This is a genomic window from Streptantibioticus cattleyicolor NRRL 8057 = DSM 46488 (assembly GCF_000240165.1).
Lineage (GTDB): Bacteria > Actinomycetota > Actinomycetes > Streptomycetales > Streptomycetaceae > Streptantibioticus > Streptantibioticus cattleyicolor.
Map to the genome: position 1 here is coordinate 894,562 of NC_017586.1, position 24,610 is coordinate 919,171.

Genomic DNA, 24,610 nt, shown 5'->3' on the forward strand with positions numbered 1-24,610 from the left:
TCGGGCTCAGGCTCAGGCTCAGGCTCGGCCTCGGGCTCGGGCTCGGGCTCGGGCTCGGCCTCGGGCTCGGGCTCGGCCTCGGGCTCGGGCTCGGGCTCGGGCTCGGGCTCGGGCGATGATCCTGCGACGTCAGGCCGTGGTGCCCACATCAGCCGAGGGCTGCCCGTCCAGAGTGGCGGCCGGCGCGGGCGGGTCGCGAGGCGCCAGGCCCGCATGGCTCCCTCGCCCCAAAAGGCCCTGCAAGGGGCCGCCTTGGCGAACCGGCAGCGCCGCGTGGGGCGTGTCAGGCGTCACCACGGGGTGGGCCTCGGGCGGCGGGCGGCGGGCGGCGCTAGCCGATCGGGACGCCGGCTTCGAGCATGAGGGTGCCGCCGCGTCGGCGGGCTGTGAGGGCCCAGTTGAGGCGGGCGAAGCGTTCGGCGGGGAGGAGGGTGGCGGCTTCGGATTCGGTGACGAAGCGCCAGGCGCGCAGTTCGGCAGCGGGGAGGAAGAGCCGGGCGGCTTCCGGGGCGGGCAGGTGGCCGCCGTCGAACAGCAGGCGGAGGCCGCCGAAGCGGGGTGGCCGGGGTGGTTCCCAGTCCATGACGAGGAGGCGCAGGGGGTGGCCCGGGCCGAGTTCCAGGCCGAGTTCTTCGGCGACTTCGCGGGCGGCGGCGCGGGTGGGTGGCTCGCCGCGTTCGACGACGCCGCCGGGGAACTCCCAGCCGGGCTTGTAGGTGGGGTCGACGAGCAGGACGCGGTCGTGGTCGTCGAAGAGGAGGACGCCGGCGGCGAGGGTTTCGCCGGTGGGTTCCGGGGTCTGCACGATGCCGCAGGCGCCGGCGCCTTCGCAGACGGCGGCAGCCGCGCGTTCGGCGGCCTGGCGCGGGGTGAGGTCGCCGGTGTCGATCACGTGGGCGTCGCGGGTCAGCCAGGGCAGCGCGGTCTGGTAGGCGGGCAGGCGGGCGAGGCGCCAGGCTCGTGCCTCGGCGCCGGTTTCCGGGTCGCCGGACCAGGCGTCAGGGTGCTGGATCCGGGCCCGCAGGATCGTTTCCTCGGCGTGCAGCAGCATGTGCCGTACGGGGATGCGTCGGGCCGCGAGTCCTCCGAAGATCTCGTCCCGGTATTCCTGCCGCAGCAGGGACATCGGGGCCAGTAGCGGACCACCCACTTCCATCAGCAGGGCAGCCGCGGTGTCCACGACGAGGCGCCGCCAGGAGGGCAGATCCTGGTAGTCGTCGACCTCGCCCAGACGTTTCTCCGGCAGTTGGGCCCGCAGAGCGTTGCCGATCAGTTCAGGGTCGTACAGGGTGCTGCCGGGTATCAGATCGAGCAGTTCGCGCGCCGTGCTGGTCTTACCCGCGCCGAACGCTCCGTTCAGCCAGACGATCACGGTGGCCCCCTCCTCCGTAGCCCCATAAGAAGTGCCCGGGTGGCATGGTCGGGCAAACGCTCGGCCGGTGCCCGGCTATTCGGCGCGCGTGGGATGCCCGCGCGGAAGCGGGCAATCCGGTGGGATTCGGTGGCGTTCAGGGACGCCACCGCGTCACGGGAACCGCGCTGAGGCCCGGGCCAACGGCCTCTTGTACTACGGAGATTGCCGGGCGCTTACCGCGTTGGCGAGCAGTTCACGAAGGGGGACGGGCGGCCGGTTCGGTTGCGGAAACGGCGGACGGCACTCCGGTCGGCCGGCGCACGCACGCACGCGCCGGTCACAGCACGGTGCCGTCCCTTCGGACGGCCACACCAGCACTGATGACCTCCCTGACGAGACCGCCGTGGCTACGAGGGTGGTCGTCCGGGATCGTGTGCAGGCGGCATGGCCGGTTCGGGCCCGTCGCGGCGGGCTTCGGCACGGCCCCGCGTCGATGTGAATCGCCCGGCTGGGAGCGTTCGTAGCGGTGTGTTGGTTGGCCGGTGGCCAGGTCGCGGGCGATCGGGGCGGGCTGGTCCGATGTGGTCTTCATGGTGGGGCGCGGAGCCTGTGCGTCGTCGCCCGTGGGCGGGGGCGGTCGGGCCGGCGGTGGGGGCGGCTGGAGTTGATCGTGCTTGCCCTCGGTGTTCAGGCGGCGGTAGGGCCGAGTCGTGGCTGGGCTCGAAGCGTTCTGCGGCTCGCTCGCGGCGTTCGCGTACCCAACACGCCGACGTCCCGGGACGACGTACCTCGCGGTGCCGGACGACCGGGCGCCGTTCCGGCGTCGTGGAGCCGCCAGCGACGGCGGCGGGTGGCAGCCTCCGTGAGGTGGACCCGGGCTTCACCAGTGCACCACCCTCCGGCCAGCCGTCGCGCGACGCCGGAACGAAGCCCTCCTGGAGGCCGGCCGCAACCACCCAGGCATCCCGCACACCCCACCCGCACCACCCCGGCCACAGCGCCCCCGCAGATGACCCGAACCAGCGCCTCCACCCGCCCGACCAGAGGCACACACGCCCCGGCACCCCGCGCCACCGCCCAGATCCCCGGAGGGCCGGACACACCGACCCAAGGGGCCGGGCCTGGGGCATCCCCCTCCGGCACGACGCCGATACGGGCGGATCGCGGGACCCGCGCCGACGCCAGCGGAACGTATGGTCCTCCGCATGGCCAACGAAGCCTTCACTCATCCGCGACTGGCCGCGATCTACGATGCGCTCGATCCGGATCGCGGTGATCTGGAGGAGTATGTCCGGATGGCGGGGTGGTTGGGGGCGCGGCGGGTGGTGGATGTGGGGTGCGGGACGGGGGTGTTCGCGTTGTTGCTCGCCGGGCGTGGGGGCGATGTGGTGGGGGTCGATCCGGCGCGGGCCTCGATCGATGTGGCGCGGGCGAAGCCGGGCGCGGAGCGGGTCCGCTGGATCGTCGGTGACGCCACAGCGCTTCCGCCCCTCCAGGCCGATCTCGTCACCATGACGGCGAACGTGGCCCAGGAGATCACCGATCCCGAGACGTGGCGGGCGACGCTGCGAGGGGCGTACGAGGCGCTGCGGCCCGGCGGGCACCTGGTGTTCGAGACCCGGGATCCGTCCGCGCGGGCGTGGGAGGGGTGGAACCGCGAGGCGTCGCGTTCGGTCAGGGAGGTGCCCGGGGGTGGCGTGGTCGAGAGTTGGGTGGAACTGGTGGATGTCAGCGGGCAGTTGGTGACGTTCCGCCGGAATTACGTGTTCGTCGCGGACGGGCGGAAGCTGGTCTCCACGTCGACGCTGAGGTTCCGTGGGCGGGAGGAGATCGAGGGGGAGCTGGGCGCGCGGGGGTACGCGTTGCGCGAGGTGCGGGAGGCGCCCGACCGGCCGGGCCGGGAACTGGTCTTCGTCGCCCAGCGGCCATCGGCGTAACCGGGCACTCCCCGCCCAGGAGAACGGGCCCGCACCCCAACCCGCCTCATCCAGCCGCCCGCACCGGCCGCAGCAGCCGGTGCGGGCGGGCCAACGCCCGGGTCACCGGGTCGTCGCGCAGGGTGGGGTCGGCGCCGGGGCCGGGGCGCATCTCGACGTCCTCCGGGGGGACGGAGCAGCCGCAGTCGGGGCAGTTGCCGAGCAGGTCGAGCCGGGTGCCGCAGTCGGCGTGGTGGAAGAGGCGGCAGGGGCCGGTGGCGGAGGCGTGGCGTTCGCCCCAGCGGGCGAGTGCGTAGAGCGGGAACCACAGTTCGCGGCCGGCGTCGGTCAGGACGTAGTCGTGGCGTACCGGCGCCTGCTGGTACGCCTCCTTGCGCAGCACCCCGGACTCGACCAGGGACGCGAGGCGCGCGGTGAGGACCGCCCGGGGTACGTCGAGGTGGGTCAGGAAGTCGCTGAACCGGCGCACCCCGTAGAACGCGTCGCGAACGATCAGCAGGCTCCAGCGTTCCCCGACGACCTCCAGCGCGCGCGCGAAGTTGCAGTCCTGCCGGGCGTAGTCGGTGCCGAGTGCCATACCGGAAGTCTAACCAACGGTTCTGTGAACGAACCGACGCTGCTAGGGTGGGGCCTCGCCAGTTCATTCACCAGACTGACAGCATGCCCACTCGGGTTCATTGACCAGACCATGAGGGACCCGCCTTCGCGGACGGCCGCTGTCGCTCCACACCACCCAGGGATGGCCCATGACTGTGCCGATCAGCGGACGACGAACCGTGCCCCGAGGGCGTGCGGCGGCCGGGTGGCGACCGGGGCCGCTGTTGGCGGTCGGCGTGGGGACGCTGCTGGCGCTGACGGTCTTCACCGCGCCGCTCACGACCCTGCCCGCCGTCACGGTCACGCTGCACGCCGGGGCGGCGGCGCAGTCGTGGGTGCTCACCGGTACGCCGGTCGGGCTGTCGGCGGCGCTGCTGACCATGGGCAGCCTGGCGGACAACCACGGGCGGAAGCGGATCTTCCGGCTGGGTGGGTGGCTGCTCGCGCTGTCCTGCCTGCTGTCGGCCGCCGCGCCCGGGGCCGCGCTCTTCGTGGCGGGCCGCGTGGTGCAGGGGGTCGCCTGCGCCGCCCTGCTCGCCGCCGGGCTGGGGCTGATCGCGGACGCCCACCCGTCCGGCCCGGCGCGGGTACGGGCGACCGGGGTGTGGGGCGCGATGGTGGGCGCCGGGATCGCGGTGGGACCGCTGTACGCGGCCGTGGCGGCCGGTCTCGGCGGCGTGCGGACGGTCTACGCGGGGCTGGCCGTGCTCTCCGTCGCGGTCGTCGCGCTCACCGGATCCGGGGTCCCGGAGTCGCGGGGGCCACGGGCGCGGCGGATCGATCCGTGGGGCATGTTCGCCCTGGCGGTGGGGGTCTCGGCGCTGGTCGCCGGGGTGGGCGAGGGGCGTTCCGGCTGGGGGCGTCCGGTCGTCCTGGCCCTGCTCGTGCTGGGCGTCGTGGCACTGGCGGTGTTCGTCCGGGTGGAACGGCGGGTTCCGGAGCCCATGCTCGACCTGGCGTTGCTGCGTTCGCCCGCGTTCCTGGCGTCGTCGGTCGGCGCGCTGGTCACCGGGCTGGCCGTCGTGGGGCTGATGAGTTACCTGCCGACGCTGCTCACGCGGCTGACCGGGCTCGCGCCCTACGCCACGGGGGCGGTGCTGGCCATCTGGTCGGGGCTGTCGGTGGTGGCCGCGCTGGCCGCCCGCCGGCTGGCGCCGCTGATGAGCGGGACGACGCAGCTCATGGCGGCGCTGTTGCTGTGCGCGGCGGGGCAGGCGGAGCTGTACGCGCTGCGGGCGGGCGGCGCCTGGTGGGAGTTGGTGCCGGGGCTGGTGGTCGCGGGCGTGGGCAGCGGTGTGCTCAACGCGGCGTTGGCGCGGCTCGCCGTGGGTTCGGTGCCGCCGGACCGCGCGGCGATGGGTTCGGGCGCCAACAACACGGCCCGGTACGTGGGTTCGGCGATCGGCACCGCGTTGACGGTCACCCTGGTCACCGGGTCGGGCGGCGCGACGAGCCGGGCGACGGCGGCGGCCATGGCGGCTGGCGGGCGCGAGGCGGTCGTGCTCAGCGCGGTGCTGTGCCTGGCGGGCGCGGTGGTGGCCGGGCTCCTCGGACGCCGGGAGGCCGCCGTCGCGCCGGCCCCGACCACGGCCCCCGCGCCCGTCCCCCGCCCCTGACGTCGGCCCCGCCGTGTTTGGGCCGCCATGACCATGGCGATACCGCGGGCAGGGGGTGGGGACGCATGCTCTCGGTGGTCGCCGGACCGTGGCGTGGCGAACCGGTCGTACGGCGCAACGCGGACGTGGTGCACGAAGCGGCCAGCACGATGAAGGTGGCCGTGCTCACCGCCCTGCACCGGAGCGGGATGGATCCGGAGCTTGCGGTTCCGGTCACCGGCGAGTTCGGCTCGGCGGCGGGTGGGACGTACCGGATCGACCGCGCCGCGGACAGCGACCCGGTGCCGTGGCGGCGGCTGGGCGGCACCGCGCCGCTCGGGTGGCTGGCCGAGCGGATGATCGCCCACTCCTCCAACCTCGCCGCCAACCTGTGCCTCGCCCAGGTCGGTCCGGCCGCCGTGGCCGAGGTGTGGCGGGCCGCCGGGGCGACGCGCAGCGTGACGGCGCGCGGGATCGAGGACCTCCGCGGCCGTGCCGCCGGCGCGCACAACCGGGTGACCGCCGCCGATCTCGCCCGGCTGCTGTCGTCCCTGGAACCACGGACGCTGCGGCTGCTGGAACGCAACACCTGGCGGGTCGACCTCGCGGCGGGGCTGCCACCGGGCACCCGAATCGCGTTCAAGAACGGCTGGTTCCCTGGCGTACGGCACTGTGCCGCCGTGATCCGTCCCGGGGACGCCGAGCCGTACGTACTCGTCGTCTGCTACACCGGTCCGCTCGCCTCGGGGGACGACGTGGCCGACCCCGCGGCCGGGTTGCTGGCCCGGATCTCGGCGCGGGCGTGGCGTCGTCGGCACGAGTTGGCCGCCGGGGCGCGACCGCGACCGTGAGACCGCCCGGCCAGGAAACGGCCCCCCGCTTGACCATGACACCGTGTGAGGCCGTGCACTGGGAGGCGTCATGTTCACCATCGGAGACTTCGCCCGGCACGGACGCGTGTCCGTCCGCATGCTGCGGCACTACGACGCCATCGGGTTGCTGCGCCCCGCGCGGGTGGATCCGGCGAGCGGGTACCGCTACTACGAGGCGGCTCAACTGGCCCGGCTCAACCGGATCATCGCGCTCAAGGAGCTGGGGTTCACCCTCCAGCAGGTCGGCCTCGTCCTGGACGAACGGGTGGGACCGGCGGAGTTGCGGGGGATGCTGCGGCTGCGGCAGGCGGAGCTGGACGCGGCGGTGTCCGCGGCGGCGGCCAGGCTCGCGCAGGTCGAGGCGCGGCTCCGGATGATCGAGAGTGAGGGACGCATGGGCACCGACGACGTGGTGGTCAAGCGCATTCCACCGGTACGGGTGGCCGAACTGGCGGCCCGGGCCGCCAGTTACGCGCCGCAGGACATCGGCCCGGTGATCACACCGCTCTACCAGGAACTGTGCCGTCGGCTGGCGGTCGCCGGGCTCGCGCCCACCGGACCCGGCATCGCCCGTTACGAGGACACGACGGAGACGGACGGCCCCGGACCCGTCGTGGTGCACGCCTGCTTCCCGGTCGACGCCGAGCCCGGCACCGTCGGCGGTGACGACGGCTTCACCGTGACCGACCTGCCCGCCGTGGAGAGCGCCGCGACGGTGGTCCATCGCGGCGCCATGTCCGACGTCGTACCCACCGCCCAGGTCCTCGCCCGCTGGATCGACGACAACGGCTACCGCTCCGAGGGTTACGCCCGCGAGCTCTACCTCGCCTGCCCCGAGGACCCCGCCGCGTGGGTCACCGAACTCCAGGAGCCGGTGACCCGGGCCTGAGCCCGGTTCCCTCCCCCGCCGACTCCGCGACCACCGCTTCACGGAGAACGGGTGCGCCCGTCACCCCGAGGCGGGATCGGCCGTGACCGGCGCCCCGAAGGGCCCCTCCAAGGCCGCCATGGCGGCACCGGCAAGGCCGTTGTCCGACGGAGTGGGCAGCACGGTGACATCGGGTGGCCGGGCGCCCGTCATCGGGGAACGAGCCCCACCCCCCGTGGACGGGTCGGCCACCTCGACAACGCCGCTGCCCAGCCCGGCGGGCAACGCGGTTCCCGGGTGGCCAGGGCCGCCCGCCGCCCAACGGTCCGGACGGCGGCCCCGAAAAGGCCGGTACCCAACCGGACGGGCACCACGGTGTCCTCCGTCATCCGGGGACCGGGCCCACCACCCAGCGGCCGAGACCGCCCGTCACACCCCGCACCCGAAGCGAGGGCCACCCCACCGCCGCACCCGGCCGGGCCGACGGCACGGCAACCCGCGAACGGAGCGCCCCCCCGTGGGCGGGTCGGCCACGCCGACGAAGCCGCTGCCCAGCCCGGCGGGCACACGGCACCGGACGACCCCTCACCCACCTCCCCCGGCCGCCACGCCGAACGCTGCCGCGGCGGCGCCCACCAGGCCGGCGTCGGTGCCGAGGTGGGCGGGGAGGACGGTGACGGCGGAGGCGAAGGAGAGGGTGGCGTAGCGGCGCAGGTGGGCGCGGAGGGGGTCGAAGAGGACGGGGCCGGCGCCGGCGACGCCGCCGCCGACGACGGCGACCTCGATCTCGACGAGGGTGGCCGCCGCCGCGATGCCGGCCGCGAGCGCCTGCGCCGCGCGGTCGAAGGAGGCGCGGGCCACCGGGTCGCCGGCCCGGGCGGCCTCGGCCACCGCGGCGGCGGTCGGCTCCTGGCCCTCCTTCGGCCGCCAGCCGCCCTCCAGGGCGCGGCGGGCGATGTTGGGGCCGCTGGCGATCCGTTCGACGCAGCCACGGGCACCGCACGGGCAGGGGTCGCCGTCCAGGTCGACGCTGATGTGGCCGATGTGGCCGGCGTTGCCGGTGGGGCCGGGGTGGAGCGCGCCGCCCAGGACGAATCCGCCGCCGACGCCGGTGGAGACCACCATGCACAGGGCGTTGCGGTAACCGCGGGCGGCGCCCTGCCAGTGTTCGGCGGCGGCGATGGCGACCCCGTCCCCGGTGAGGACGACGGGGAGCCCTCCGGTGGCCTTGCGGACCGCGTCCACCAGCGGGAAGCCGCGCCAGCCGGGCACGTTGACCGGGCTGACGGTGCCGGCCGAGGCGTCCACCGGGCCGGCGCTGCCGATGCCGACGGCGGTCACCAGGCCGCGTCGCGGGTCGGCGGCGAGCTCGGCGAGGACCTCCTCGACCGCGCCCATCACCGTGCCGGCGTCCTCGGTGGCCGGGGTGGGGCGCAGCGCCCGCGTCACCAGCGTGCCGTCGCTGTCGACCAGGGCGCCGGCGATCTTGGTGCCGCCGATGTCCAGAGCCATGACGAGCCCCCCGGCAGCCGACTCGCGCCCCGCCGCTCCTTCGCTGTGCATCGGTCCGCCTGTCTCCTCGTGTCCGCTGGTCCGTCGGCCGCCCGCCGCGTCGGTCGCCGTGGTGGAGCGGGCGGCCCCCGATCCGTTGGGCTGTGGTGGGCTGAGGGTAGTCTTTCCCTTTGTTGACAACGTTGTCCAGTCTCTAGGCTCCCGATGCGGTGCGCGCTCCGGCACCGCATCGCTGGCCGATTCCGCCACGCCCGCCCCGCCGACTCCGCCCCTGACCCCGACCCCGACCGAGACAGGACCCCGTCCCGTGCCCGATCCCGACCGTCCGTCCCCCGCCGCCGCCCGTACCGGCTCCGGGTCCGGCCGCCGACCGTCCGCCGCGGCCGGGCGCTACGGCGGCAGGCCGACCATGAAGGACGTGGCGGCGCGGGCCGGGGTGGGGCTGAAGACGGTCTCCCGGGTGGTCAACGGCGAGCCCGGGGTGACCGCGGACACCGAGTCGCGGGTGCGGGCGGCCATCGAGGCCCTGGGGTTCCGGCGCAACGACAGCGCCCGCATCCTGCGCAAGGGGCGCACCGCCAGCATCGGCCTGGTGCTGGAGGACCTCGCCGACCCGTTCTACTCCCCGCTCAGCCGGGCCGTGGAGGAGGTCGCGCGAGCCAACGGCAGCCTGCTGTTCGCCGGTTCCAGTGCCGAAGTGCCCGCCCGCGAGCAGGAGTTGGCGCTGGCGCTGTGCGCGCGGCGGGTGGACGGCCTGGTGATCGTGCCCGCCGGGGAGGACCACCGTTACCTGGAACCGGAGATGGCGGCCGGCGTCGCCACCGTGTTCCTGGACCGCCCCGCGCAGCGCGTCGAGGCGGACACCGTGCTGACCGACAACGCGGACGGCGCCCGGCGGGCGGTGGCCCATCTGATCGCGCACGGCCACCGCAGGATCGGCTTCGTCGGCGACCGGTCGGCCATCCACACCGCCGGTGAGCGGCTGCGTGGTTACCGGGAGGCGATGGCGCGGGCCGGGCTGCCGGTGGACGAGGCGTGGGTGGCGATGGGGCCCACCGATCCGGACCGGGTGCGCGCGGGGCTCGACCGGATGCTCTCCGGCCCGCACCCGGTGACCGCCGTCTTCGCCGGCAACAACCGGGTGACGGTCACCGCGGTACGGGTGCTGTACGGGCGGCCGGGCCCGGTGGCGCTGGTGGGGTTCGACGACTTCGAGCTGGCCGATCTGCTGCGTCCCGGGGTCACCGTGATAGCCCAGGATCCGGCGCGGCTCGGCCGTACCGCCGCCGAGTTGCTCTTCCGCCGGCTGGACGGGGACGACTCGCCGCCGCGCCGGGTGGAGCTCGCGGCGGATCTGCTGGTCCGCGGTTCGGGCGAGATCCCCCCGGCGGGCTGAGCACGGCCGGGCCGGGCACACCCGGGCCGGCGCGGGGTCAGGCGGACGCCGGGCGGCCGGCCAGCCGGTCGAGGGCGGCCCGGTCCAGGCCGGCGGCCTCGGTGACCTCGGCGGCGTCGACCGCGCCGCAGTCGATGCCGCGCAGCAGGTAGCCGCTGAGCGCCTTGGCGGTGGCCGGTTCGTCCATCACCGCGCCGCCGGACCGGGACAGGTAGGCGGCCAGCCGCGCGGTGGCCTGGGCGAGGCCCTCGCGGTAGAAGGCGTAGACGGCGGCGTAGCGGGTGGGCAGGTGGCCGGGGTGCATGTCCCAGCCCTGGTAGTAGGCGCGGGCCAGGGAGCGCCGGACGAGTCCGTAGTGCAGCCGCCAGGCGTCGTGGACCTGCTCGGTGCCGCCGACCGGCAGCACGTTGGTCGAGCCGTCGGAGAGGCGTACCCCGGTGCCGGCCGCGGCGACCTGCATGACGGCCTTGGCGTGGTCGGCCACCGGGTGGTCCATCGACTGATGGGCGGCGCTGACCCCGCAGGAGGCGCTGTAGTCGAAGGTGCCGTAGTGGAGCGCGGTGGCCCGGCCCTCGGCGGCGCCGAGGAAGCGGGCGACGGTGGCGGTGCCGTCCGGGCCGAGGATGGCCTGGGTGGTCTCGATCTGGATCTCGAAGCCGAGCCGCCCCTGCCCGAGGCCGTGCGCCTTCTCGAACTCGGCGCACAGCCGGGCCATCGCGGCGACCTGCTCGGGGTAGGTCACCTTGGGCAGGGTGAGCACCAGCCCGTCCGGCAGGCCGCCGGCCGCCAGCAGCCCGGTGAGGAAGACGTCCAGGGTACGGATGCCCCGGTCGCGGACGGCGGCCTCCAGGCACTTCATCCGGATGCCGGCGTACGGGGCGCCGGTGCCCTCGGCGACCAGCCGGGCGACGCGGGCCGCGGCGGCGTCCTCCTCGGCGTCCGGGCGCGGCCCGTAACCGTCCTCGAAGTCCGCCCGCAGGTCCTCGACGGGTTCGCGTTCCAGCTTGGCGCGGACCCGGCGGTGGACCTCGTCGGCGAGGTCGGCGGGGAGCGAGAGGACGCGGGCGAGGGAGGCGGCGTCGGGGGCGTGTTCGTCGAGGGCGGCGAGCGCCTGGTCGCCCCAGGAGCGTACGGTGCCGGCGGTGACGGCGTCGGCGGGTACGTAGACGGTGTGCACCGGCTGGCGGGTCCCGGGGTCGCCGGGGTAGCGGCGGGCCAGTTCCGCGTCGACCCCGGCGAGGGACGCGCCGATCTCCTCACGCACGGCGTCCGCGAAGGTCGTCGCCACCGTCTCCTGCTGCCCCATCCGGCACCTCTCTCAGAGTTTTCCGCGAAACGGAATCGCAGATCCGCCTAGCGAAGTTATCCAGGGGGGCGCCGGAGCGTCAATGGCCGTCCGCGAAGGCCCGGGAGGCCGGTCCTCGTGCGCTCCGGGGCAGCGCTTCGGGGCCGGACCGGGCGGGCGGCAGCAGGCGGCCCCGGACATGGCCGAAGATCAGGCTGGTCTCGGTGTGGCGGACCGCGGGGTGGGTGGTGAGGTGGTCGAGGACGAAGTCGCGCAGCGCGTCGGAGTCGCGGACCGCCACCCGCAGCAGGTAGTCGTCGGCGCCGGAGACGTGGAAGAGGTCGACCACCCCGGGCAGCCGGGGGATCTCCCGTACGAAGCTGTCGACCTGGCCGCGGGAGTGCGAGTGCAGCCGCACCGAGATCATCGCCTGGATGCCGAGACCGAGCGCCGCCGGGTCGAGTTCGGCGCGGAACCCGCGGATCACCCCGCGTTCGCGCAGCGAGCGGATGCGGGCCAGGCAGGTGGAGGGGGCCACCCCGACGGCTGCCGCGATGGCGGAGTTGGGCATCCGGGCGTCCTGGGCGAGCAGTCGCAGGATCGCCTCGTCGACCGGGCCGGGACCGTCGTCCCGCTGATTCTTCGGCATGGCCACGACCATGACCCCGCCGCCTGCGCGAACGCAAGGTCCGAGGGGCCCACGCCGAAGGATCGTCGGCGCCGGCCCACATCGGCACCGTGATTCCTCAGCATGGAACCGCGCCACGCGGCCGTACCCCGCCGCCCGCCGATCCCACGGAGGAACCCCCATGACGTCCGCCGTACCGCTGCGCACCACTACCGCCACCGCCGACGCCCCGCACCGGACCGACACCGCCGCCGTGCACGCCGGACGACGCGACCTGCGCCAACTCGGCGTGCACGTACCGCCGTTGGAGATGTCGACCACCAACCCGCTGCCCTGCGTGGAGCGGGGCGGCGCCAGCTACGAGGCGCTGGCCGGCGGCGGGCTGCCGCCGGGCGACGGCAGCCACGTCTACCAGCGGCTGTGGAACCCGACCACCGCCCGGTTCGAGGAGGCCGTGGCCGAACTGGAGGGGTGCGCGCAGGCGGTGGCGTTCTCCTCCGGCATGGCCGCGATCACCGCCTGCCTGCTGGCCGCCCGCTCCTGCGGCAAGGGCCACGTGGTGGGGGTACGCCCGCTGTACGGCGGCACGGACCACGTGCTGGCGAGCGGACTGCTGGGCACCGAGGTGAGCTGGGCGCGGCCGGAACGGGTGGCCGAGGCGCTGCGCCCGGACACCGGTTTGGTGATCGTGGAGACCCCGGGCAACCCGACGCTGGAGCTGGTGGACATCGCGGCGGTGGCCGACCGGTGCGGGGACGTGCCGCTGCTGGTGGACAACACCTTCGCCACCCCGGTGCTCCAGCGCCCCGCCGAACACGGCGCCACGCTCGTGGTGCACAGCGCCACCAAGTACCTCGGCGGCCACGGCGACGTCCTCGCCGGGGTGGTCGCCACCGACGAGGAGTGGGCGACGCGGCTGCGTCCGGTACGGGCGCTCACCGGCGGGGTGCTCCACCCGCTCGCCGGCTACCTGCTCCACCGCGGGGTGCAGACACTGCCGTTGCGGGTGCGCCACCAGAGCGCCTCGGCGCGGCGCCTCGCCACCTGGCTCACCGGCCACCCCGCGGTGGAGCGGGTGTACTACCCGGGGCTGCCGCAGTGCGATCCGGCCGGTCTGGTGGGACGCCAGATGTCCGGACCGGGCGCGGTGGTGGCGTTCACGGTGCGGGGCGGAGGGGCCGCCGCCGCGGCCACGGCCGACGCCTGCGAGCTGATCACCCACGCGGTCTCACTCGGCGGCGTCGACACCCTGATCCAGCACCCGGCCTCGCTCACCCACCGCCCGGTCACCCCGGACGCCCGGCCGGACGCCGCGGTGCTGCGGCTGTCGGTGGGCCTGGAGGACCCGGCGGACCTGTGCGAGGACCTGGACCGGGCGCTGCGCGCGGCCGGCCGGGCATGACGAACGGGCCGTACGGGAGCGCCCGTACGGCCCGTTCGCGGATGGCCGCCGGCCGTGCCTGGTGGCCGGCGGTCCGGGGCTCAGCCCTTGCGGGCCTTGACCTCTTCGGTGAGCTGCGGCACGACCTGGAACAGGTCGCCGACGACGCCGTAGTCGACCAGGTCGAAGATCGGGGCCTCGGGGTCCTTGTTGATGGCCACGATGGTCTTCGAGGTCTGCATGCCGGCCCGGTGCTGGATCGCGCCGGAGATGCCGGAGGCGATGTACAGCTGCGGGGAGACCGACTTGCCGGTCTGGCCGACCTGGTTGCTGTGCGGGTACCAGCCGGCGTCCACCGCGGCGCGGGAGGCGCCGACGGCCGCGCCGAGCGAGTCGGCCAGCTCCTCGATGACGTGGAAGTTCTCCGCGCCGTTGACACCACGGCCACCGGAGACCACGATCGCGGCCTCGGTCAGCTCCGGGCGGCCGGTGGACTCGCGCGGGGTGCGCGAGACGACCTTGGTGCCCTTGGCCAGCTCGCCGAAGGAGACCGACAGCTGCTCGACGGTCCCGGCGGCCGGGGCGGCCTCGGGGGCGGCCGAGTTGGGCTTGACGGTGATCACCGGGGTGCCCTTGGACACCCGGGACTTGGTGGTGAACGCGGCGGCGAAGACCGACTGCGTGGCCACCGGGCCCTCGGCGCCGGACTCCAGGTCCACCGCGTCGGTGATGATGCCGGAGCCCAGCCGCACCGCGAGGCGGGCGGCGATCTCCTTGCCCTCCGCGGAGGAGGGGACCAGCACGGCGGCCGGGGAGACCGCCTCGGCGGCGGCCACCAGCGCGTCCACCTTCGGCACCACCAGGTACTCGGCGAACTCCGGGGTGTCGGCGGCGAGCACCTTGACGGCACCGTGCTCGGCCAGCACCGGCGCGGCGGTGTCCACCCCGGCGCCGAGGTGCACCGCGACCGGGTCGCCGATCCGGCGGGCCAGGGTCAGCAGTTCGAGGGTGGGCTTGCGGACGGCACCGTCCACGTGGTCGACGTAGACGAGGACTTCAGCCATGGAATGCTCTCCTGCGGAAAATTTTCGGGGCGGTTCGGGCGGCGGCCGGTGCGGCGGCGTACGGTCGGGGCCGCACCGGCGCCGAGTCGGCCTTACGGGGTCAGATGAACTTCTGGCCCGCGAGGAACTCGGCGAGCTGCTTGCCGCCCTCGCCCTCGTCCTTGACGATGGTGCCCGCGGTACGCGGCGGACGCTGCGCGGCCTCCTCGACCTTGGTCCAGGCGCCGGCCAGGCCGACCTCCGCCTCGTCGACGCCGAGGTCGGACAGGTCCAGCGACTCCACCGGCTTCTTCTTGGCGGCCATGATGCCCTTGAACGACGGGTAACGGGCCTCGCCGGACTGGTCGGTCACCGAGACCACGGCCGGCAGCGACGCCTCCAGCTGCTCGGAGGCGGCGTCGCCGTCCCGGCGGCCGGTGACCTTGCCGTCGGCCACCGCGACCTGGGACAGCAGCGTCACCTGCGGGACGGCCAGGCGCTCGGCCAGGATCGCCGGGAGCACGCCCATGGTGCCGTCGGTGGAGGCCATACCGCAGACCACCAGGTCGTAACCGACGTGCTCGATCGCCTTGGCGAGGACCAGCGAGGTGCCCATCACGTCGGTGCCGTGCAGGGCGTCGTCCTCGACGTGCACGCCCTTGTCGGCGCCCATCGAAAGCGCCTTGCGCAGCGCGTCCTTGGCGTCCTCCGGGCCGACGGTCACCACGGTGATCTCGGCGTCGTCGTCGGCGGCCTCCTTGATCTGGAGCGCCTGCTCGACGGCGTACTCGTCGAGCTCGGACAGCAGGCCGTCCACGGCGTCGCGGTCAGTGGTCAGGTCCTCGGCGAAGTGACGGTCGCCCGTGGCGTCGGGCACGTACTTCACGGCGACTACGATCCTCAAGCTCACGCCTGCTCTCCTACTGCATCGGCTTCGGCGGTCTTTCGAGGGTGCCCCCGAAAGGCCCGGTAACTGCCCTGTGAAGGCAGCATAGGCGCCTTCCACGGCGGCTCCCGGCCGGGACGCTGCGGCGCTCCGACTGAAATATTACTCGTCAGTACACCTATCGTGTTCCCGCTTCGCAAGGCCGGTGAACTGTGACCTTCCCGACTGGGCCGGTCAGGGACGCAGCGAGGTGAAGCGGCCCTGGTGGTACAGGAGCGGGCGACCCGGTCCGGCCGGGTCGCCGGCGATCGCCTGGGCCACCACGATGCGGTGGTCGCCGGCCGGGATCCGGGCGACGACCCGGCCGATCAGCCAGGCGGAGACCCCGTCGAGCAGCGGCACGCCGTGCGGTCCGGGGCGCCAGGAGGTGGGCGGGGCGAAGCGGTCGGCGCCGCTGCGGGCGAAGGTGGCGGCCAGCTCCTCCTGGTGTTCACCGAGGATGTGGATGCCGATGTGCGGGGCGTCGGCGAGCGTGGGCCAGCTCGACGAACCGGTGGATATGCCGAAGGAGAGCAGCGGGGGTTCGGCCGCGACGGAGGTCAGCGAGGTCGCGGTGAAGCCGACCGGACGGGCGCCGGCCGCGGTGATCACGGCGACCCCGGCCGCGTGCCGGCGGAAGACCGAGCGGAAGACGGCGGGGTCGAAGGGGGCGTCGCCGGGGCCGGCGGCGAGGTCGGTGGAGCCGAGGTCGGTCGAGGCGGTCATCGAGGTGTCCTTCGGGCGCGGGCGGACCTGGACTGAGCGGTCGTCAGTGGCTCGAACGGCCCGGACAGCGCGCGCTCCCGTGCCGGCCGAGGTCCACATCGGCACGCCGGTACAGAAGCGGATCACGCGACATAGCGTCACAGTGACGATTCCAGGCGGTGCCCGTCAAGCGTCCCCCGTGATGTGGGACGGGGATCACCGCGTCCGCCACCGGCCCCGGCGGGCGGCGACGTACCGCGGCCGGGACCGCGCGCACGACCGTGACCGGCCGCGTCGTGGCTGGTAAGGGGGTCACCACCGGCTCACCGCCGGGCTCGCGGCGCCGGGCGGTCACGGGCCGACCGCCGCGCCGAGGGCGGCGATGACGTCGGCCTTCCGCGGTTGCCCGGCGGCCCGCCGGACGACCGCTCCGCCGCCGTCGAGGACGAGCACGGTCGGGGTCTTCTCCACCGCGAGGCGGCGGACGAGGTCGAGGCGGTCCTCGGCGTCGATCTCCACATGGGCCACCCCCCGCACCATGGCGGCGACTTCGCCGAGCACCCGCCGGGTGGCCCGGCAGGGGGCGCAGAAGGCCGTGGAGAACTGCACCAGGGTGGCCCGCTCCCCCAGCGGGCCGCCGATGTCCGCGGCCGTCAGCCGCCCTGCCGTCGCCGTCATGTCTCCTCCCGGTGAGTGCAGCGCCGGCGGACCGCCGTTTGATTCCCGGCTCCCCCACCGCGTCCCCCTTGCGGTGCCGGAGTGACGAGGATCTCGTCGCAAAGCGGGCACGCCGGGTGACAGCGGGCGCGTTGTCGGGGCACGATCCTGCGACGGCCGGAAGCTACGGCCGCGTAACTTCCCGCTAAGAGGTGTCCCGTCGTGGCTGAACTCGTCTATCCGCCGGTCATCGGTTTTGCCCGGTCCATGTTCCAGGTACAGGGGCTGCGCTTCGACATGGAGGGCACCGAGCACGTGCCGCGCCGCGGCGGCGCGGTGCTGGTGAGCAACCACATCAGCTATCTCGACTTCGTCTTCTGCGGGTTGGCCGCCCGGCCGGCCAAGCGCCTGGTGCGTTTCATGGCCAAGGAGGCGGTCTTCCGGCACAAGGTGGCCGGGCCGCTGATGCGGGCGATGAAGCACATACCGGTGGACCGCGCGCAGGGGGAGCACGCCTACGAGCGGGCGTTGGGGGCGCTGCGCTCCGGCGAGGTGGTGGGCGTCTTCCCGGAGGCCACCATCTCCCGGTCGTTCACGCTGAAGACGTTCAAGTCGGGCGCGGCCAGGCTCGCGCAGGAGGCCGGGGTGCCGCTGCTGCCGATGGCGTTGTGGGGCACCCAGCGGATGTGGACCAAGGGCCGGCGGCGGCAGTTGGGGCGCCACCGGTTCCCGGTGACCATCCGGGTGGGGGCGCCGCTGGAGTCCGGCCCGCACGAGCACGCCGAGTCGCTGACCGAGCGACTGCGGGCCCGGGTGCAGGAGTTGCTGGAGGCGGCGCAGAGCGCCTACCCGGGGCGCCCGGCCGGCCCGCACGACCGCTGGTGGCTCCCGGCCCACCTCGGCGGCACCGCGCCGACCCCGCAGGAGGCGGCCGAACTGGACGCGGCCCGGCGCTGAACGCGGACGGGGTGTCCCGGGGCGCGGCCCGGAACACCCCTGACGACACCGCCTAGCGGGCCATCTCCTCGGCGATCGCCGCGGCGAAGGCGTCCACGTCCTGCTCGGTGGTGTCGAACGAGCACATCCAGCGCACCTCGCCGGTCGGCTCGTCCCAGACGTAGAAGCGGTAGCGCTTCTGCAGCCGCTCGGTGACGTCCTTGGGGAGCACCGCGAAGACCTGGTTGGCCTGGACGGGGCGGACGACGCGTACGCCGTCGATGCCGCGGACCGCCTCGGCGAGCCGGGTGGCCATCGCGTTGGCGTGCGCGGCGCTGCGCAGCCACAGGTCACCGGCGAGCAGCGCCTCGAACTGCACCGAGACGAAGCGCATCTTGGAGGCGAGCTGCATCGACAGCTTGCGCAGGTGCTTCATGGCGTGCACCCGGTCCGGGTCGAGGACGACCACGCACTCGCCGAACAGCAGGCCGTTCTTGGTGCCGCCGAAGGAGACGATGTCCACCCCGGCGTCGGTGGTGAACGCGGCGAGCGGCAGCCCCAGGGTGGCGGCGGCGTTGGCCAGCCGGGCGCCGTCGAGGTGGACCGCAAGGCCGTGCTCGTGGGCCCGGTCGCTGATCGCCCGGATCTCCTCGGGGGTGTAGCAGGTGCCCAGTTCGGTGGTCTGGGTGATGGAGACCGCCTGCGGCTGGGCGCGGTGCTCGTCGTCGAAGCCCCACGCCTCCCGGTCCAGCAGTTCGGGGGTGAGCTTGCCGTCCTCGGTGGCCACGGCGAGCAGCTTGAGGCCGGCCACCCGCTCCGGGGCGCCGCCCTCGTCCACGTTGATGTGGGCGGAGGCGGCGCAGATCACCGAGCCCCAGCGGTGGGTGACCGCCTGGAGGGAGGTGACGTTGGCGCCGGTGCCGTTGAAGACCGGGTACGCCTGGGCGCGCGGTCCGAAGTGGCGGCGGACGATCTCCTGGAGGTGCTCGGTGTAGACGTCCTCGCCGTAGGCGATCTGGTGGCCGCCGTTGGCCAGCGCCAGCGCGGCGAGCACCTCGGGGTGGGCGCCGGCGTAGTTGTCGCTGGCGAAGCTGCGGACGTCCGGGTCGTGGCGCCGTACGGCGTCGGTGGCGGACGGGGCGGACAGCGGGTCGGTCAGGGGCGGGGCGTCAGCCACAGGCGGTTTCCGTTCACTTCCTCGGCAGGCCGGTCCCAGACGCCGGCGATGGTCTCGGCCAACTCGCCGACGTCGGTGAACCCGGCGAATTTGGCGTTCGGGCGCTCCCGGCGCATCTCGTCGTGCACCAGGGCCTTCACCACGACGATCGTAGCCGCGGCGCCCGGGCCCGACTCGCCGCCCGCCTTGCGGAAGGAGTCCGCGAGCGCCAGCGTCCACGCCTCGGCGGCGGCCTTGGCGGCGGAGTAGGCGGCGTTGCCCGCGGTGGGCTTGGTGGCGCCGGCCGCGCTGACCAGGACGAAGCGGCCCCGGTCGCTGCGCAGCAGGGCGTCGTGGAAGGCGAGCGAGGTGTGCTGGACGGTCTGGATCAGCAGCTTGTGCAGGATGGTCCAGTCGGCCGCGAGGTCGGTCTCCGGGAAGGAGGGCGAGCCGCGCCAGCCGCCGACCAGGTGGACCAGTCCGTCCACCCGGCCGTGGTTCTTCTCTACGCGGTCCGCCCACGCGCGGGTGGCGGCCGGGTCGAGCAGGTCGACGATGTCGCCGGTGACGTCGGCGCCGCCGGCCGCGTAACGGGCGGCGTCCACCGATTCGGCGAGGCGTTCGGCGCTGGAGTCGGCGCCCACCACGCGGGCCCCGGCCTCGGCGAGGGTGCGCAGCACCGCCCGGCCCGCCGGTCCGCCCGCGCCGGCCACCGCGATCACGGCACCGTCCAGCGCATCGGTCATCGCCTTCGCCTCCTGTTGTCTCTCGTGGCTCACGCGGCCACCTGTGTGGTGTCGTCGGCGGTGATGCCCTTGGTCGAGGCGATCACACTGCGCAACTTCTTCGCAAGGGCCTCGTAGAACATGCTGAGCGGGAACTCGTCCGGCAGCACGTCGTCCACGAGCTTGCGCGGCGGCTGGGTCAGGTCGAGGGCGTCGGGGCCCTTGGCCCAGCGGGACCCCGGGTGCGGGGCGAGGTAGCCGGCGACGAGGTCGTAGGCGGCGAACCAGTGCACCAGCTTGGGGCGGTCGATGCCGTCGCGGTAGAGCTGCTCGATCTCGGCGCACAGCCGCTCGGTGACCTCGGTGGCCCGGGCCCAGTCGATGCGCAGGGTGTTGTCGGTCCAGCGCAGCGCGTCGTGCTTGTGCAGGTAGGCGAAGAGCAGCTGGCCGCCGAGGCCGTCGTAGTTGCGGACCCGGTCGCCGGTGACGGGGAAGCGGAAGAGCCGGTCGAAGAGGATCGCATACTGCACGTGGCGGCCCTGCTCGTACCCTTCGGCCTCCAGTTTGACGGCCTCCTTGAAGGCGGTCAGGTCGCAGCGCAGCTCTTCGAGGCCGTACATCCAGAACGGCGCCCGCTGCTTGATCATGAAGGGGTCGAACGGCAGGTCGCCGTGGCTGTGGGTGCGGTCGTGGATCAGGTCCCACAGGACGAAGGTCTGCTGGGCGAGCTGCTGGTCGGCGACGAGGCGGGCGGCCTCCTCGGGCAGTTCGAGGCCGAGGGTGTCCACCGCGGCCTCGGTGACCTTGCGGAAGCGGGCCGCCTCCCGGTCGCAGAAGATCGCGCCCCAGGTGAAACGTTCCGGCACCTCGCGTACGGCGACGGTCTCCGGGAAGAGCACCGCGGAGTTGGTGTCGTACCCGCTGGTGAAGTCCTGGAAGGTGATCGGCACGAACATCGGGTTGTCGTACCGCGTGCGCTCCAGCTCCGCCAGCCACTCCGGCCACACCACGCGCAGCGCGACGGCCTCGAAGTTGCGGGCCGGGTTGCCGTTCTGGGTGTACATGGGGAAGACGACCAGGTGCTCCAGGCCGTCCCGGCGGTCGGCGGCCGGCTGGAAGGCGAGCAGCGAGTCGAGGAAGTCGGGCACCCCGAAGCCCTCGGCGGCCCAGCGGCGCAGGTCGGCGACGAGCGCCTCGTGGTAGGCCGCGTCGTGCGGCAGCAGCGGGGCGATGTCCCGCACCGCCGCGATCATCCGCTCCAGCTCCACCTCGACATCGGCGCGGCCGGGCGCGTCCTCGGCGGAGAAGTCGATGGAACCGTCCTTCGCCTGCCACGGTCGGATCACCTCGACGGCGTCCTTCAGCACGGCCCACGACGGGTGGAGCGCGACAGCTTCGGCGCCCCCCGTCGCCACAGACAGAAGGTTTTCCCTCATGACCCCTCCTCGACCGGAGATCCTTGCGTTAAGGCACCGTATCCGCGAGACCTTCCACGCCACAAGGGCCGTCTCGCACATTTATCCTGCCCCATCTCGAAGCGCACCGCGATTTTTCCTGTGCCGGGTGGCCTTGACGGAGGATTCTTTCCCGCGCCCGGCGGATTACGTCCGCTCGGCCGGGCGAAGGCGGCCGTGGCGGACGGCACCGCCTACTCTGGCGGGACGGATCCCCAGCAGGACGAGGCGAGCGAGGCGGCAGCGTGTCCTTCTTCACCATCGGCCACCGCGGCGTCATGGGCGTCGAGCCGGAGAACACCGTGCGGTCCTTCGTACGGGCGGCCCGCGAAGGGCTCGACGGCATCGAACTCGACCTCCACCTCAGCAAGGACGGCGAGTTGGTGGTGATGCACGACGCCACCGTGGACCGCACCACCGACGGCGGCGGCCCGGTCGGCGACCTCACCCTGGCCGAACTGCGCACGCTGGACGCCGGACGCGGCGAACGGGTGCCGGTCTTCGAGGAGGTGCTGGACGCAGTCCCCGGCCTGCCGGTGCAGGCCGAGATCAAGGACGTCGCGGCGGCCCGGGTGCTCGCCGGGGTGCTGCGTGAGCGCGGGCTGCTGGACCGGGTGAGCGTGCTCTCCTTCCACGACGAGGCGCTGCGCGAGATCCGCCAACTGCTGCCCTCGGTACGCACCGTGCTCGTCGCCGGACGGGCCGGCGCCGACATCGTGCGGCGCGCCGAGGCCGTCGGCGCCCGGCTGGTCAGCCTGGAGCTGCGCAAGCTCAGCCTGGACGTGGTCGAACGCTGCGGCGCGGCCGGGATCGACGTCATGGCGTGGACCGTCAACACCCCGCGCGACCTCGCCCTGGCCCACGCCCTCGGCCTGGTCGGCTGGGTGACGGACCTTCCGGGGACCAAGCGGGCCGCGGCGCGGCTCGGCCCGGCGCCGTCCGGTCGGCCGTAACACCCCGGCCGGCGGCGCGAAACACCACGTCAACAAAGGTCCACCATCCGGAACACGGGGCCGGACGTCTGGACAGTGCGCGCGCCGTGCTGCCACTCTCCCGCCATGCGTCCCGCCATCACCGCCCGCCGTTCCCGACTCGCCGTACTCGGCGCCGCCGCGGCGCTCGCCCTCGCCGCCGGCTGCGCCCCGCAACCGGAGGCCGACGGCGCCCAGGCCTCCGGAACGGGGACGGCGGCGGCCTCGTGCGCGCCCGGGGCGCTGCCCACCCACACCCGGGGCACCCTCACCATCGGCACCGACAAACCCGCCTACGCCCCGTGGTTCTCCGGCGACGACCCGGCCAACGGCAAGGGTTTCGAGTCCGCGGTGGCCTACGCGGTGGCCCAGCGGCTCGGCTACTCGCCGAAGCAGGTCACCTGGCGGACGGTTCCGTTCAACAACGCCATCACGCCTGGCGCCAAGTCGTTCGACTTCGATCTCAACCAGATCTCCATCAGTGACGAACGCCGTCGCGCGGTCGACTTCTCCTCGGGCTACTACGACGTGCGCCAGGCGCTCGTCGCGCTGAAGGGTTCGAAGATCGCGGGCGCCCGCTCCGTCGCCGACCTGCGCGGCGCCAAGCTCGGCGCGCAGGTCGGCACCACCAGCCTGGAGGTGCTGAAGAACGTCGTCCGGCCGGCCACGCCCCCGGCGGTCTTCCAGAAGAACGACCTGGCCAAGAGCGCGCTGCGGAACGGCCAGGTGGACGGCATCCTGGTGGACCTGCCGACCGCCTTCTACATCACCTCCGCCGAGGTCACCGACGCCAAGGTGGTCGGCCAGTTCGCCGGCGCCGGCGGCAGGCCCGAGCAGTTCGGGCTGGTGCTGGACAAGGGCAGCCCGCTGACCGGCTGCGTCACCAAGGCGGTGGACGCGCTGCGCGCCGACGGCACCCTGGCCGCGCTCGACAAGCGCTGGCTGGCCGAGGCCGCCGACGCCCCGGTGCTCAAGTGACCGGCACCGAGGCCGGGTCGGCCGTCACGGCGCCGGACGACGGCTACCGCCCCTCGGCCCGCCGCATCGCCCGCGAACGCCTGCGCCGCTCCCGCACCCGGCGCGCGGTGCTCATCGCCTCGGTCAGCACGGCGGTCACCCTCGCCGTGCTGTACTTCGTGATCACCGGCTCCCCCGGCTGGCCGCGCACCCGGGCCACCTTCCTCGACCCGCACTACGCGCGGGTGGCGCTCCCGCAGGTGCTGCGCGGGCTGTGGCTCAACGTCCGGCTGCTGGTGTGCTGCGGCGCGGTGATCCTGGTGCTCGGCATGGTGCTGGCGCTCGCCCGCACCCTGCGCGGCCCGGTCTTCTTCCCGCTGCGCGCGCTGGCCACCGCGTACGTCGACTTCTTCCGCGGACTGCCGCTGATCATCTGCCTGTTGGGGGTGGTCTTCGGGGTGCCCGCGCTGCGGCTGCGGGGGGTCACCAGCGACCCGGTGGTGCTCGGCGGCGCGGCGCTGGTGCTGACGTACTCGGCGTACGTCGCCGAGGTCTTCCGGGCCGGCATCGAGTCGGTCCACCCCTCGCAGCGCGCCGCCGCCCGCTCGCTGGGGCTCTCGGTCGCCCAGACCATGCGGTACGTGGTGCTGCCGCAGGCGGTGCGCCGGGTGGTCCCGCCGCTCCTGAACGACCTGGTCTCGTTGCAGAAGGACACCGGTCTGGTGTCGATCGCCGGCGCCGTGGACGCCGTCTACGCGGCGCAGATCATCACCGGCGAGAGCTTCAACTACACGCCGTACGTGGTCGCCGGGCTGGTCTTCGTGGCGCTGACGATCCCGATGACCCGGTTCACCGACTGGGTGACCGCCCGCACCAACCGCCGCCAGTCGCAAGGGGGAACGGTATGACCGAGCCGGTGCTGCGGATGGAGGCGGTCCGCAAGACGTACGGCGGCACGGTGGTGCTGCGGGACGTGGACCTGGCGGTGGCCCCGCACTCGGTCACCGTGCTGATCGGCGCCTCCGGCTCCGGCAAGTCCACGCTGCTGCGCTGCGCCAACCTGCTGGAGGAGATCGACGACGGCGCGATCTTCCTGGACGGCGAGGAGATCACCGATCCGCGTGCCGACCCGGACGCGGTACGCCGCCGCATCGGCGTGGTCTTCCAGGCGTACAACCTCTTCCCGCACATGACCGTGGTGGAGAACATCACGCTCGCGCCGCGCCGGGTGCACGGGGTTCCCCGGGCCCGGGCCGAGGCGGAGGCCCACGAGCTGCTGGCCCGGCTCGGGCTGCGCGACAAGGCGGGCGAGTACCCGGACCGGCTCAGCGGCGGCCAGCAGCAACGGGTCGCCATCGTACGGGCGTTGGCGGGCCGGCCCCGGCTGCTGCTGCTCGACGAGATCACCGCGGCGCTCGACCCGGAGCTGGTCGGCGAGGTGCTGTCGGTCGTCCGGGACCTGAAGGGGCAGGGCATGACCATGGTCATCGCCACCCATGAGATGGGGTTCGCCCGCGAGGTCGCCGACCAGGTGTGCTTCCTGGACGGCGGCGTGGTGCTGGAACGCGGCACCCCGGACGAGGTCTTCGGGGCGCCGCGGCAGGAGCGCACCCAGCGGTTCCTGCGGCGCATCGTGGCCGCCGGCCGGCTGTGAGC

General features: G+C 74.0%; 23 protein-coding genes. 11 read left to right on the forward strand and 12 right to left on the reverse strand.

Going from position 1 to position 24,610, the window contains the following annotated elements; translation table 11 throughout:
* Positions 1 to 331 precede the first annotated feature (331 nt).
* Positions 332 to 1,372 (reverse strand): NUDIX hydrolase, encoded by a 1,041-nt coding sequence (locus SCATT_RS03630; RefSeq protein WP_014141571.1) that lies wholly within the window; start codon positions 1,370 to 1,372, stop codon positions 332 to 334.
* 1,187 nt (positions 1,373 to 2,559) lie between these two features.
* On the opposite strand from SCATT_RS03630, the gene SCATT_RS03635 reads away from it, so the two are divergent.
* On the forward strand, positions 2,560 to 3,291 hold the full coding sequence (locus tag SCATT_RS03635) for a class I SAM-dependent methyltransferase (RefSeq protein WP_014141573.1): 732 nt from the start codon (positions 2,560 to 2,562) through the stop codon (positions 3,289 to 3,291).
* A 46-nt stretch (positions 3,292 to 3,337) separates the two neighbouring features.
* On the opposite strand, the gene SCATT_RS03640 is transcribed toward SCATT_RS03635, so the two are convergent.
* The gene (locus SCATT_RS03640) at positions 3,338 to 3,868 is read right to left on the reverse strand and encodes a winged helix-turn-helix transcriptional regulator (protein ID WP_014141574.1); all 531 of its coding nucleotides are present in this window, start codon (positions 3,866 to 3,868) and stop codon (positions 3,338 to 3,340) included.
* A 169-nt stretch (positions 3,869 to 4,037) separates the two neighbouring features.
* On the opposite strand from SCATT_RS03640, the gene SCATT_RS03645 reads away from it, so the two are divergent.
* The 3 genes from SCATT_RS03645 (at position 4,038) to SCATT_RS03655 (ending at position 7,244) form a co-directional block, all read left to right on the forward strand.
* On the forward strand, positions 4,038 to 5,504 hold the full coding sequence (locus SCATT_RS03645; protein WP_014141576.1) for an MFS transporter: 1,467 nt from the start codon (positions 4,038 to 4,040) through the stop codon (positions 5,502 to 5,504).
* A 65-nt stretch (positions 5,505 to 5,569) separates the two neighbouring features.
* Positions 5,570 to 6,334: a serine hydrolase gene (locus tag SCATT_RS03650; protein ID WP_014141577.1), complete on the forward strand. Its 765-nt coding sequence runs from the start codon at positions 5,570 to 5,572 to the stop codon at positions 6,332 to 6,334.
* A 70-nt stretch (positions 6,335 to 6,404) separates the two neighbouring features.
* Positions 6,405 to 7,244 carry a MerR family transcriptional regulator gene (locus tag SCATT_RS03655; RefSeq protein WP_014141578.1) on the forward strand — a complete coding sequence of 280 codons (840 nt, stop codon included), beginning with the start codon at positions 6,405 to 6,407 and terminating at the stop codon, positions 7,242 to 7,244.
* Positions 7,245 to 7,808: 564 nt separating this feature from the next.
* Here SCATT_RS03655 and SCATT_RS03660 read toward each other — a convergent pair.
* Positions 7,809 to 8,786, reverse strand: a complete 978-nt coding sequence (locus SCATT_RS03660) for an ROK family protein (RefSeq protein WP_014141580.1) — start codon at positions 8,784 to 8,786, stop codon at positions 7,809 to 7,811.
* A gap of 358 nt (positions 8,787 to 9,144) precedes the next feature.
* Here SCATT_RS03660 and SCATT_RS03665 point away from each other — a divergent pair, with 358 nt between their 5' ends.
* The gene (locus SCATT_RS03665; RefSeq protein ID WP_014141581.1) at positions 9,145 to 10,131 is read left to right on the forward strand and encodes a LacI family DNA-binding transcriptional regulator; all 987 of its coding nucleotides are present in this window, start codon (positions 9,145 to 9,147) and stop codon (positions 10,129 to 10,131) included.
* A 37-nt stretch (positions 10,132 to 10,168) separates the two neighbouring features.
* On the opposite strand, the gene SCATT_RS03670 is transcribed toward SCATT_RS03665, so the two are convergent.
* Together SCATT_RS03670 and SCATT_RS03675 are read right to left on the reverse strand one after the other, a co-directional pair.
* Positions 10,169 to 11,437 carry a DUF6986 family protein gene (locus SCATT_RS03670; RefSeq protein WP_014141582.1) on the reverse strand — a complete coding sequence of 423 codons (1,269 nt, stop codon included), beginning with the start codon at positions 11,435 to 11,437 and terminating at the stop codon, positions 10,169 to 10,171.
* 79 nt (positions 11,438 to 11,516) lie between these two features.
* Complete coding sequence (locus tag SCATT_RS03675; RefSeq protein ID WP_014141583.1) at positions 11,517 to 12,077, reverse strand: Lrp/AsnC family transcriptional regulator; 561 nt, start codon at positions 12,075 to 12,077, stop codon at positions 11,517 to 11,519.
* A gap of 148 nt (positions 12,078 to 12,225) precedes the next feature.
* Here SCATT_RS03675 and SCATT_RS03680 point away from each other — a divergent pair, with 148 nt between their 5' ends.
* Positions 12,226 to 13,446, forward strand: coding sequence for a trans-sulfuration enzyme family protein (locus SCATT_RS03680; protein WP_014141584.1), 1,221 nt, complete (start codon positions 12,226 to 12,228; stop codon positions 13,444 to 13,446).
* Between the two features lie 80 nt (positions 13,447 to 13,526).
* On the opposite strand, the gene SCATT_RS03685 is transcribed toward SCATT_RS03680, so the two are convergent.
* From SCATT_RS03685 to SCATT_RS03700, 4 genes are all read right to left on the reverse strand, one after another.
* The gene (locus SCATT_RS03685; protein WP_014141585.1) at positions 13,527 to 14,489 is read right to left on the reverse strand and encodes an electron transfer flavoprotein subunit alpha/FixB family protein; all 963 of its coding nucleotides are present in this window, start codon (positions 14,487 to 14,489) and stop codon (positions 13,527 to 13,529) included.
* A 100-nt stretch (positions 14,490 to 14,589) separates the two neighbouring features.
* Entirely contained in the window at positions 14,590 to 15,378 is a 789-nt protein-coding gene (locus tag SCATT_RS03690; RefSeq protein WP_014141586.1) for an electron transfer flavoprotein subunit beta/FixA family protein, read from the reverse strand.
* A 210-nt stretch (positions 15,379 to 15,588) separates the two neighbouring features.
* Positions 15,589 to 16,119: a flavin reductase family protein gene (locus SCATT_RS03695; RefSeq protein ID WP_014141587.1), complete on the reverse strand. Its 531-nt coding sequence runs from the start codon at positions 16,117 to 16,119 to the stop codon at positions 15,589 to 15,591.
* Positions 16,120 to 16,449: 330 nt separating this feature from the next.
* The gene (locus SCATT_RS03700; protein WP_014141588.1) at positions 16,450 to 16,776 is read right to left on the reverse strand and encodes a TlpA family protein disulfide reductase; all 327 of its coding nucleotides are present in this window, start codon (positions 16,774 to 16,776) and stop codon (positions 16,450 to 16,452) included.
* A 201-nt stretch (positions 16,777 to 16,977) separates the two neighbouring features.
* Here SCATT_RS03700 and SCATT_RS03705 point away from each other — a divergent pair, with 201 nt between their 5' ends.
* Entirely contained in the window at positions 16,978 to 17,712 is a 735-nt protein-coding gene (locus SCATT_RS03705) for a lysophospholipid acyltransferase family protein (RefSeq protein WP_014141589.1), read from the forward strand.
* A 52-nt stretch (positions 17,713 to 17,764) separates the two neighbouring features.
* Here the strand turns inward: SCATT_RS03705 and SCATT_RS03710 are convergent, their stop codons facing one another.
* From SCATT_RS03710 to SCATT_RS03720, 3 genes are read right to left on the reverse strand one after another with little or no spacing between them, the layout of a single operon-like run.
* Positions 17,765 to 18,868, reverse strand: a complete 1,104-nt coding sequence (locus SCATT_RS03710) for a threonine aldolase family protein (RefSeq protein WP_014141590.1) — start codon at positions 18,866 to 18,868, stop codon at positions 17,765 to 17,767.
* Positions 18,847 to 19,593 (reverse strand): SDR family NAD(P)-dependent oxidoreductase, encoded by a 747-nt coding sequence (locus SCATT_RS03715; RefSeq protein ID WP_014141591.1) that lies wholly within the window; start codon positions 19,591 to 19,593, stop codon positions 18,847 to 18,849. Before SCATT_RS03715 ends, SCATT_RS03710 begins: the two co-directional genes overlap by 22 nt.
* 29 nt (positions 19,594 to 19,622) lie before the next feature.
* A complete protein-coding gene (locus tag SCATT_RS03720; RefSeq protein WP_014141592.1) occupies positions 19,623 to 21,008 on the reverse strand; it encodes a DUF6421 family protein in 1,386 nt (461 codons plus the stop codon).
* A gap of 263 nt (positions 21,009 to 21,271) precedes the next feature.
* Between SCATT_RS03720 and SCATT_RS03725 the strand changes: the two genes are divergently transcribed.
* From SCATT_RS03725 to SCATT_RS03740, 4 genes are all read left to right on the forward strand, one after another.
* Positions 21,272 to 21,979 carry a glycerophosphodiester phosphodiesterase gene (locus tag SCATT_RS03725; protein WP_014141594.1) on the forward strand — a complete coding sequence of 236 codons (708 nt, stop codon included), beginning with the start codon at positions 21,272 to 21,274 and terminating at the stop codon, positions 21,977 to 21,979.
* Between the two features lie 105 nt (positions 21,980 to 22,084).
* Positions 22,085 to 22,975, forward strand: coding sequence for an ABC transporter substrate-binding protein (locus SCATT_RS03730; protein ID WP_014141595.1), 891 nt, complete (start codon positions 22,085 to 22,087; stop codon positions 22,973 to 22,975).
* Positions 22,972 to 23,862, forward strand: a complete 891-nt coding sequence (locus SCATT_RS03735; RefSeq protein ID WP_014141596.1) for an amino acid ABC transporter permease — start codon at positions 22,972 to 22,974, stop codon at positions 23,860 to 23,862. The genes SCATT_RS03730 and SCATT_RS03735 overlap by 4 nt, the downstream gene beginning before the upstream one ends.
* Positions 23,859 to 24,608, forward strand: a complete 750-nt coding sequence (locus SCATT_RS03740; RefSeq protein ID WP_014141597.1) for an amino acid ABC transporter ATP-binding protein — start codon at positions 23,859 to 23,861, stop codon at positions 24,606 to 24,608. The genes SCATT_RS03735 and SCATT_RS03740 overlap by 4 nt, the downstream gene beginning before the upstream one ends.
* The last annotated feature ends 2 nt before the right edge of the window (positions 24,609 to 24,610 follow it).

Coding starts and splice junctions, on each gene's coding strand:
- SCATT_RS03665 (WP_014141581.1), top strand. CDS start 9,145: ATGAAGGACGTGGCGGCGCGGGCCGGGGTGGGGCTGAAGACGGTCTCC.
- SCATT_RS03715 (WP_014141591.1), bottom strand. CDS start 19,593: ATGACCGATGCGCTGGACGGTGCCGTGATCGCGGTGGCCGGCGCGGGC.
- SCATT_RS03720 (WP_014141592.1), bottom strand. CDS start 21,008: ATGAGGGAAAACCTTCTGTCTGTGGCGACGGGGGGCGCCGAAGCTGTC.
- SCATT_RS03695 (WP_014141587.1), bottom strand. CDS start 16,119: ATGACCGCCTCGACCGACCTCGGCTCCACCGACCTCGCCGCCGGCCCC.
- SCATT_RS03680 (WP_014141584.1), top strand. CDS start 12,226: ATGACGTCCGCCGTACCGCTGCGCACCACTACCGCCACCGCCGACGCC.
- SCATT_RS03660 (WP_014141580.1), bottom strand. CDS start 8,786: ATGCACAGCGAAGGAGCGGCGGGGCGCGAGTCGGCTGCCGGGGGGCTC.
- SCATT_RS03700 (WP_014141588.1), bottom strand. CDS start 16,776: ATGACGGCGACGGCAGGGCGGCTGACGGCCGCGGACATCGGCGGCCCG.
- SCATT_RS03635 (WP_014141573.1), top strand. CDS start 2,560: ATGGCCAACGAAGCCTTCACTCATCCGCGACTGGCCGCGATCTACGAT.
- SCATT_RS03645 (WP_014141576.1), top strand. CDS start 4,038: ATGACTGTGCCGATCAGCGGACGACGAACCGTGCCCCGAGGGCGTGCG.
- SCATT_RS03640 (WP_014141574.1), bottom strand. CDS start 3,868: ATGGCACTCGGCACCGACTACGCCCGGCAGGACTGCAACTTCGCGCGC.
- SCATT_RS03670 (WP_014141582.1), bottom strand. CDS start 11,437: ATGGGGCAGCAGGAGACGGTGGCGACGACCTTCGCGGACGCCGTGCGT.
- SCATT_RS03685 (WP_014141585.1), bottom strand. CDS start 14,489: ATGGCTGAAGTCCTCGTCTACGTCGACCACGTGGACGGTGCCGTCCGC.
- SCATT_RS03730 (WP_014141595.1), top strand. CDS start 22,085: ATGCGTCCCGCCATCACCGCCCGCCGTTCCCGACTCGCCGTACTCGGC.
- SCATT_RS03655 (WP_014141578.1), top strand. CDS start 6,405: ATGTTCACCATCGGAGACTTCGCCCGGCACGGACGCGTGTCCGTCCGC.
- SCATT_RS03675 (WP_014141583.1), bottom strand. CDS start 12,077: ATGGTCGTGGCCATGCCGAAGAATCAGCGGGACGACGGTCCCGGCCCG.
- SCATT_RS03650 (WP_014141577.1), top strand. CDS start 5,570: ATGCTCTCGGTGGTCGCCGGACCGTGGCGTGGCGAACCGGTCGTACGG.
- SCATT_RS03740 (WP_014141597.1), top strand. CDS start 23,859: ATGACCGAGCCGGTGCTGCGGATGGAGGCGGTCCGCAAGACGTACGGC.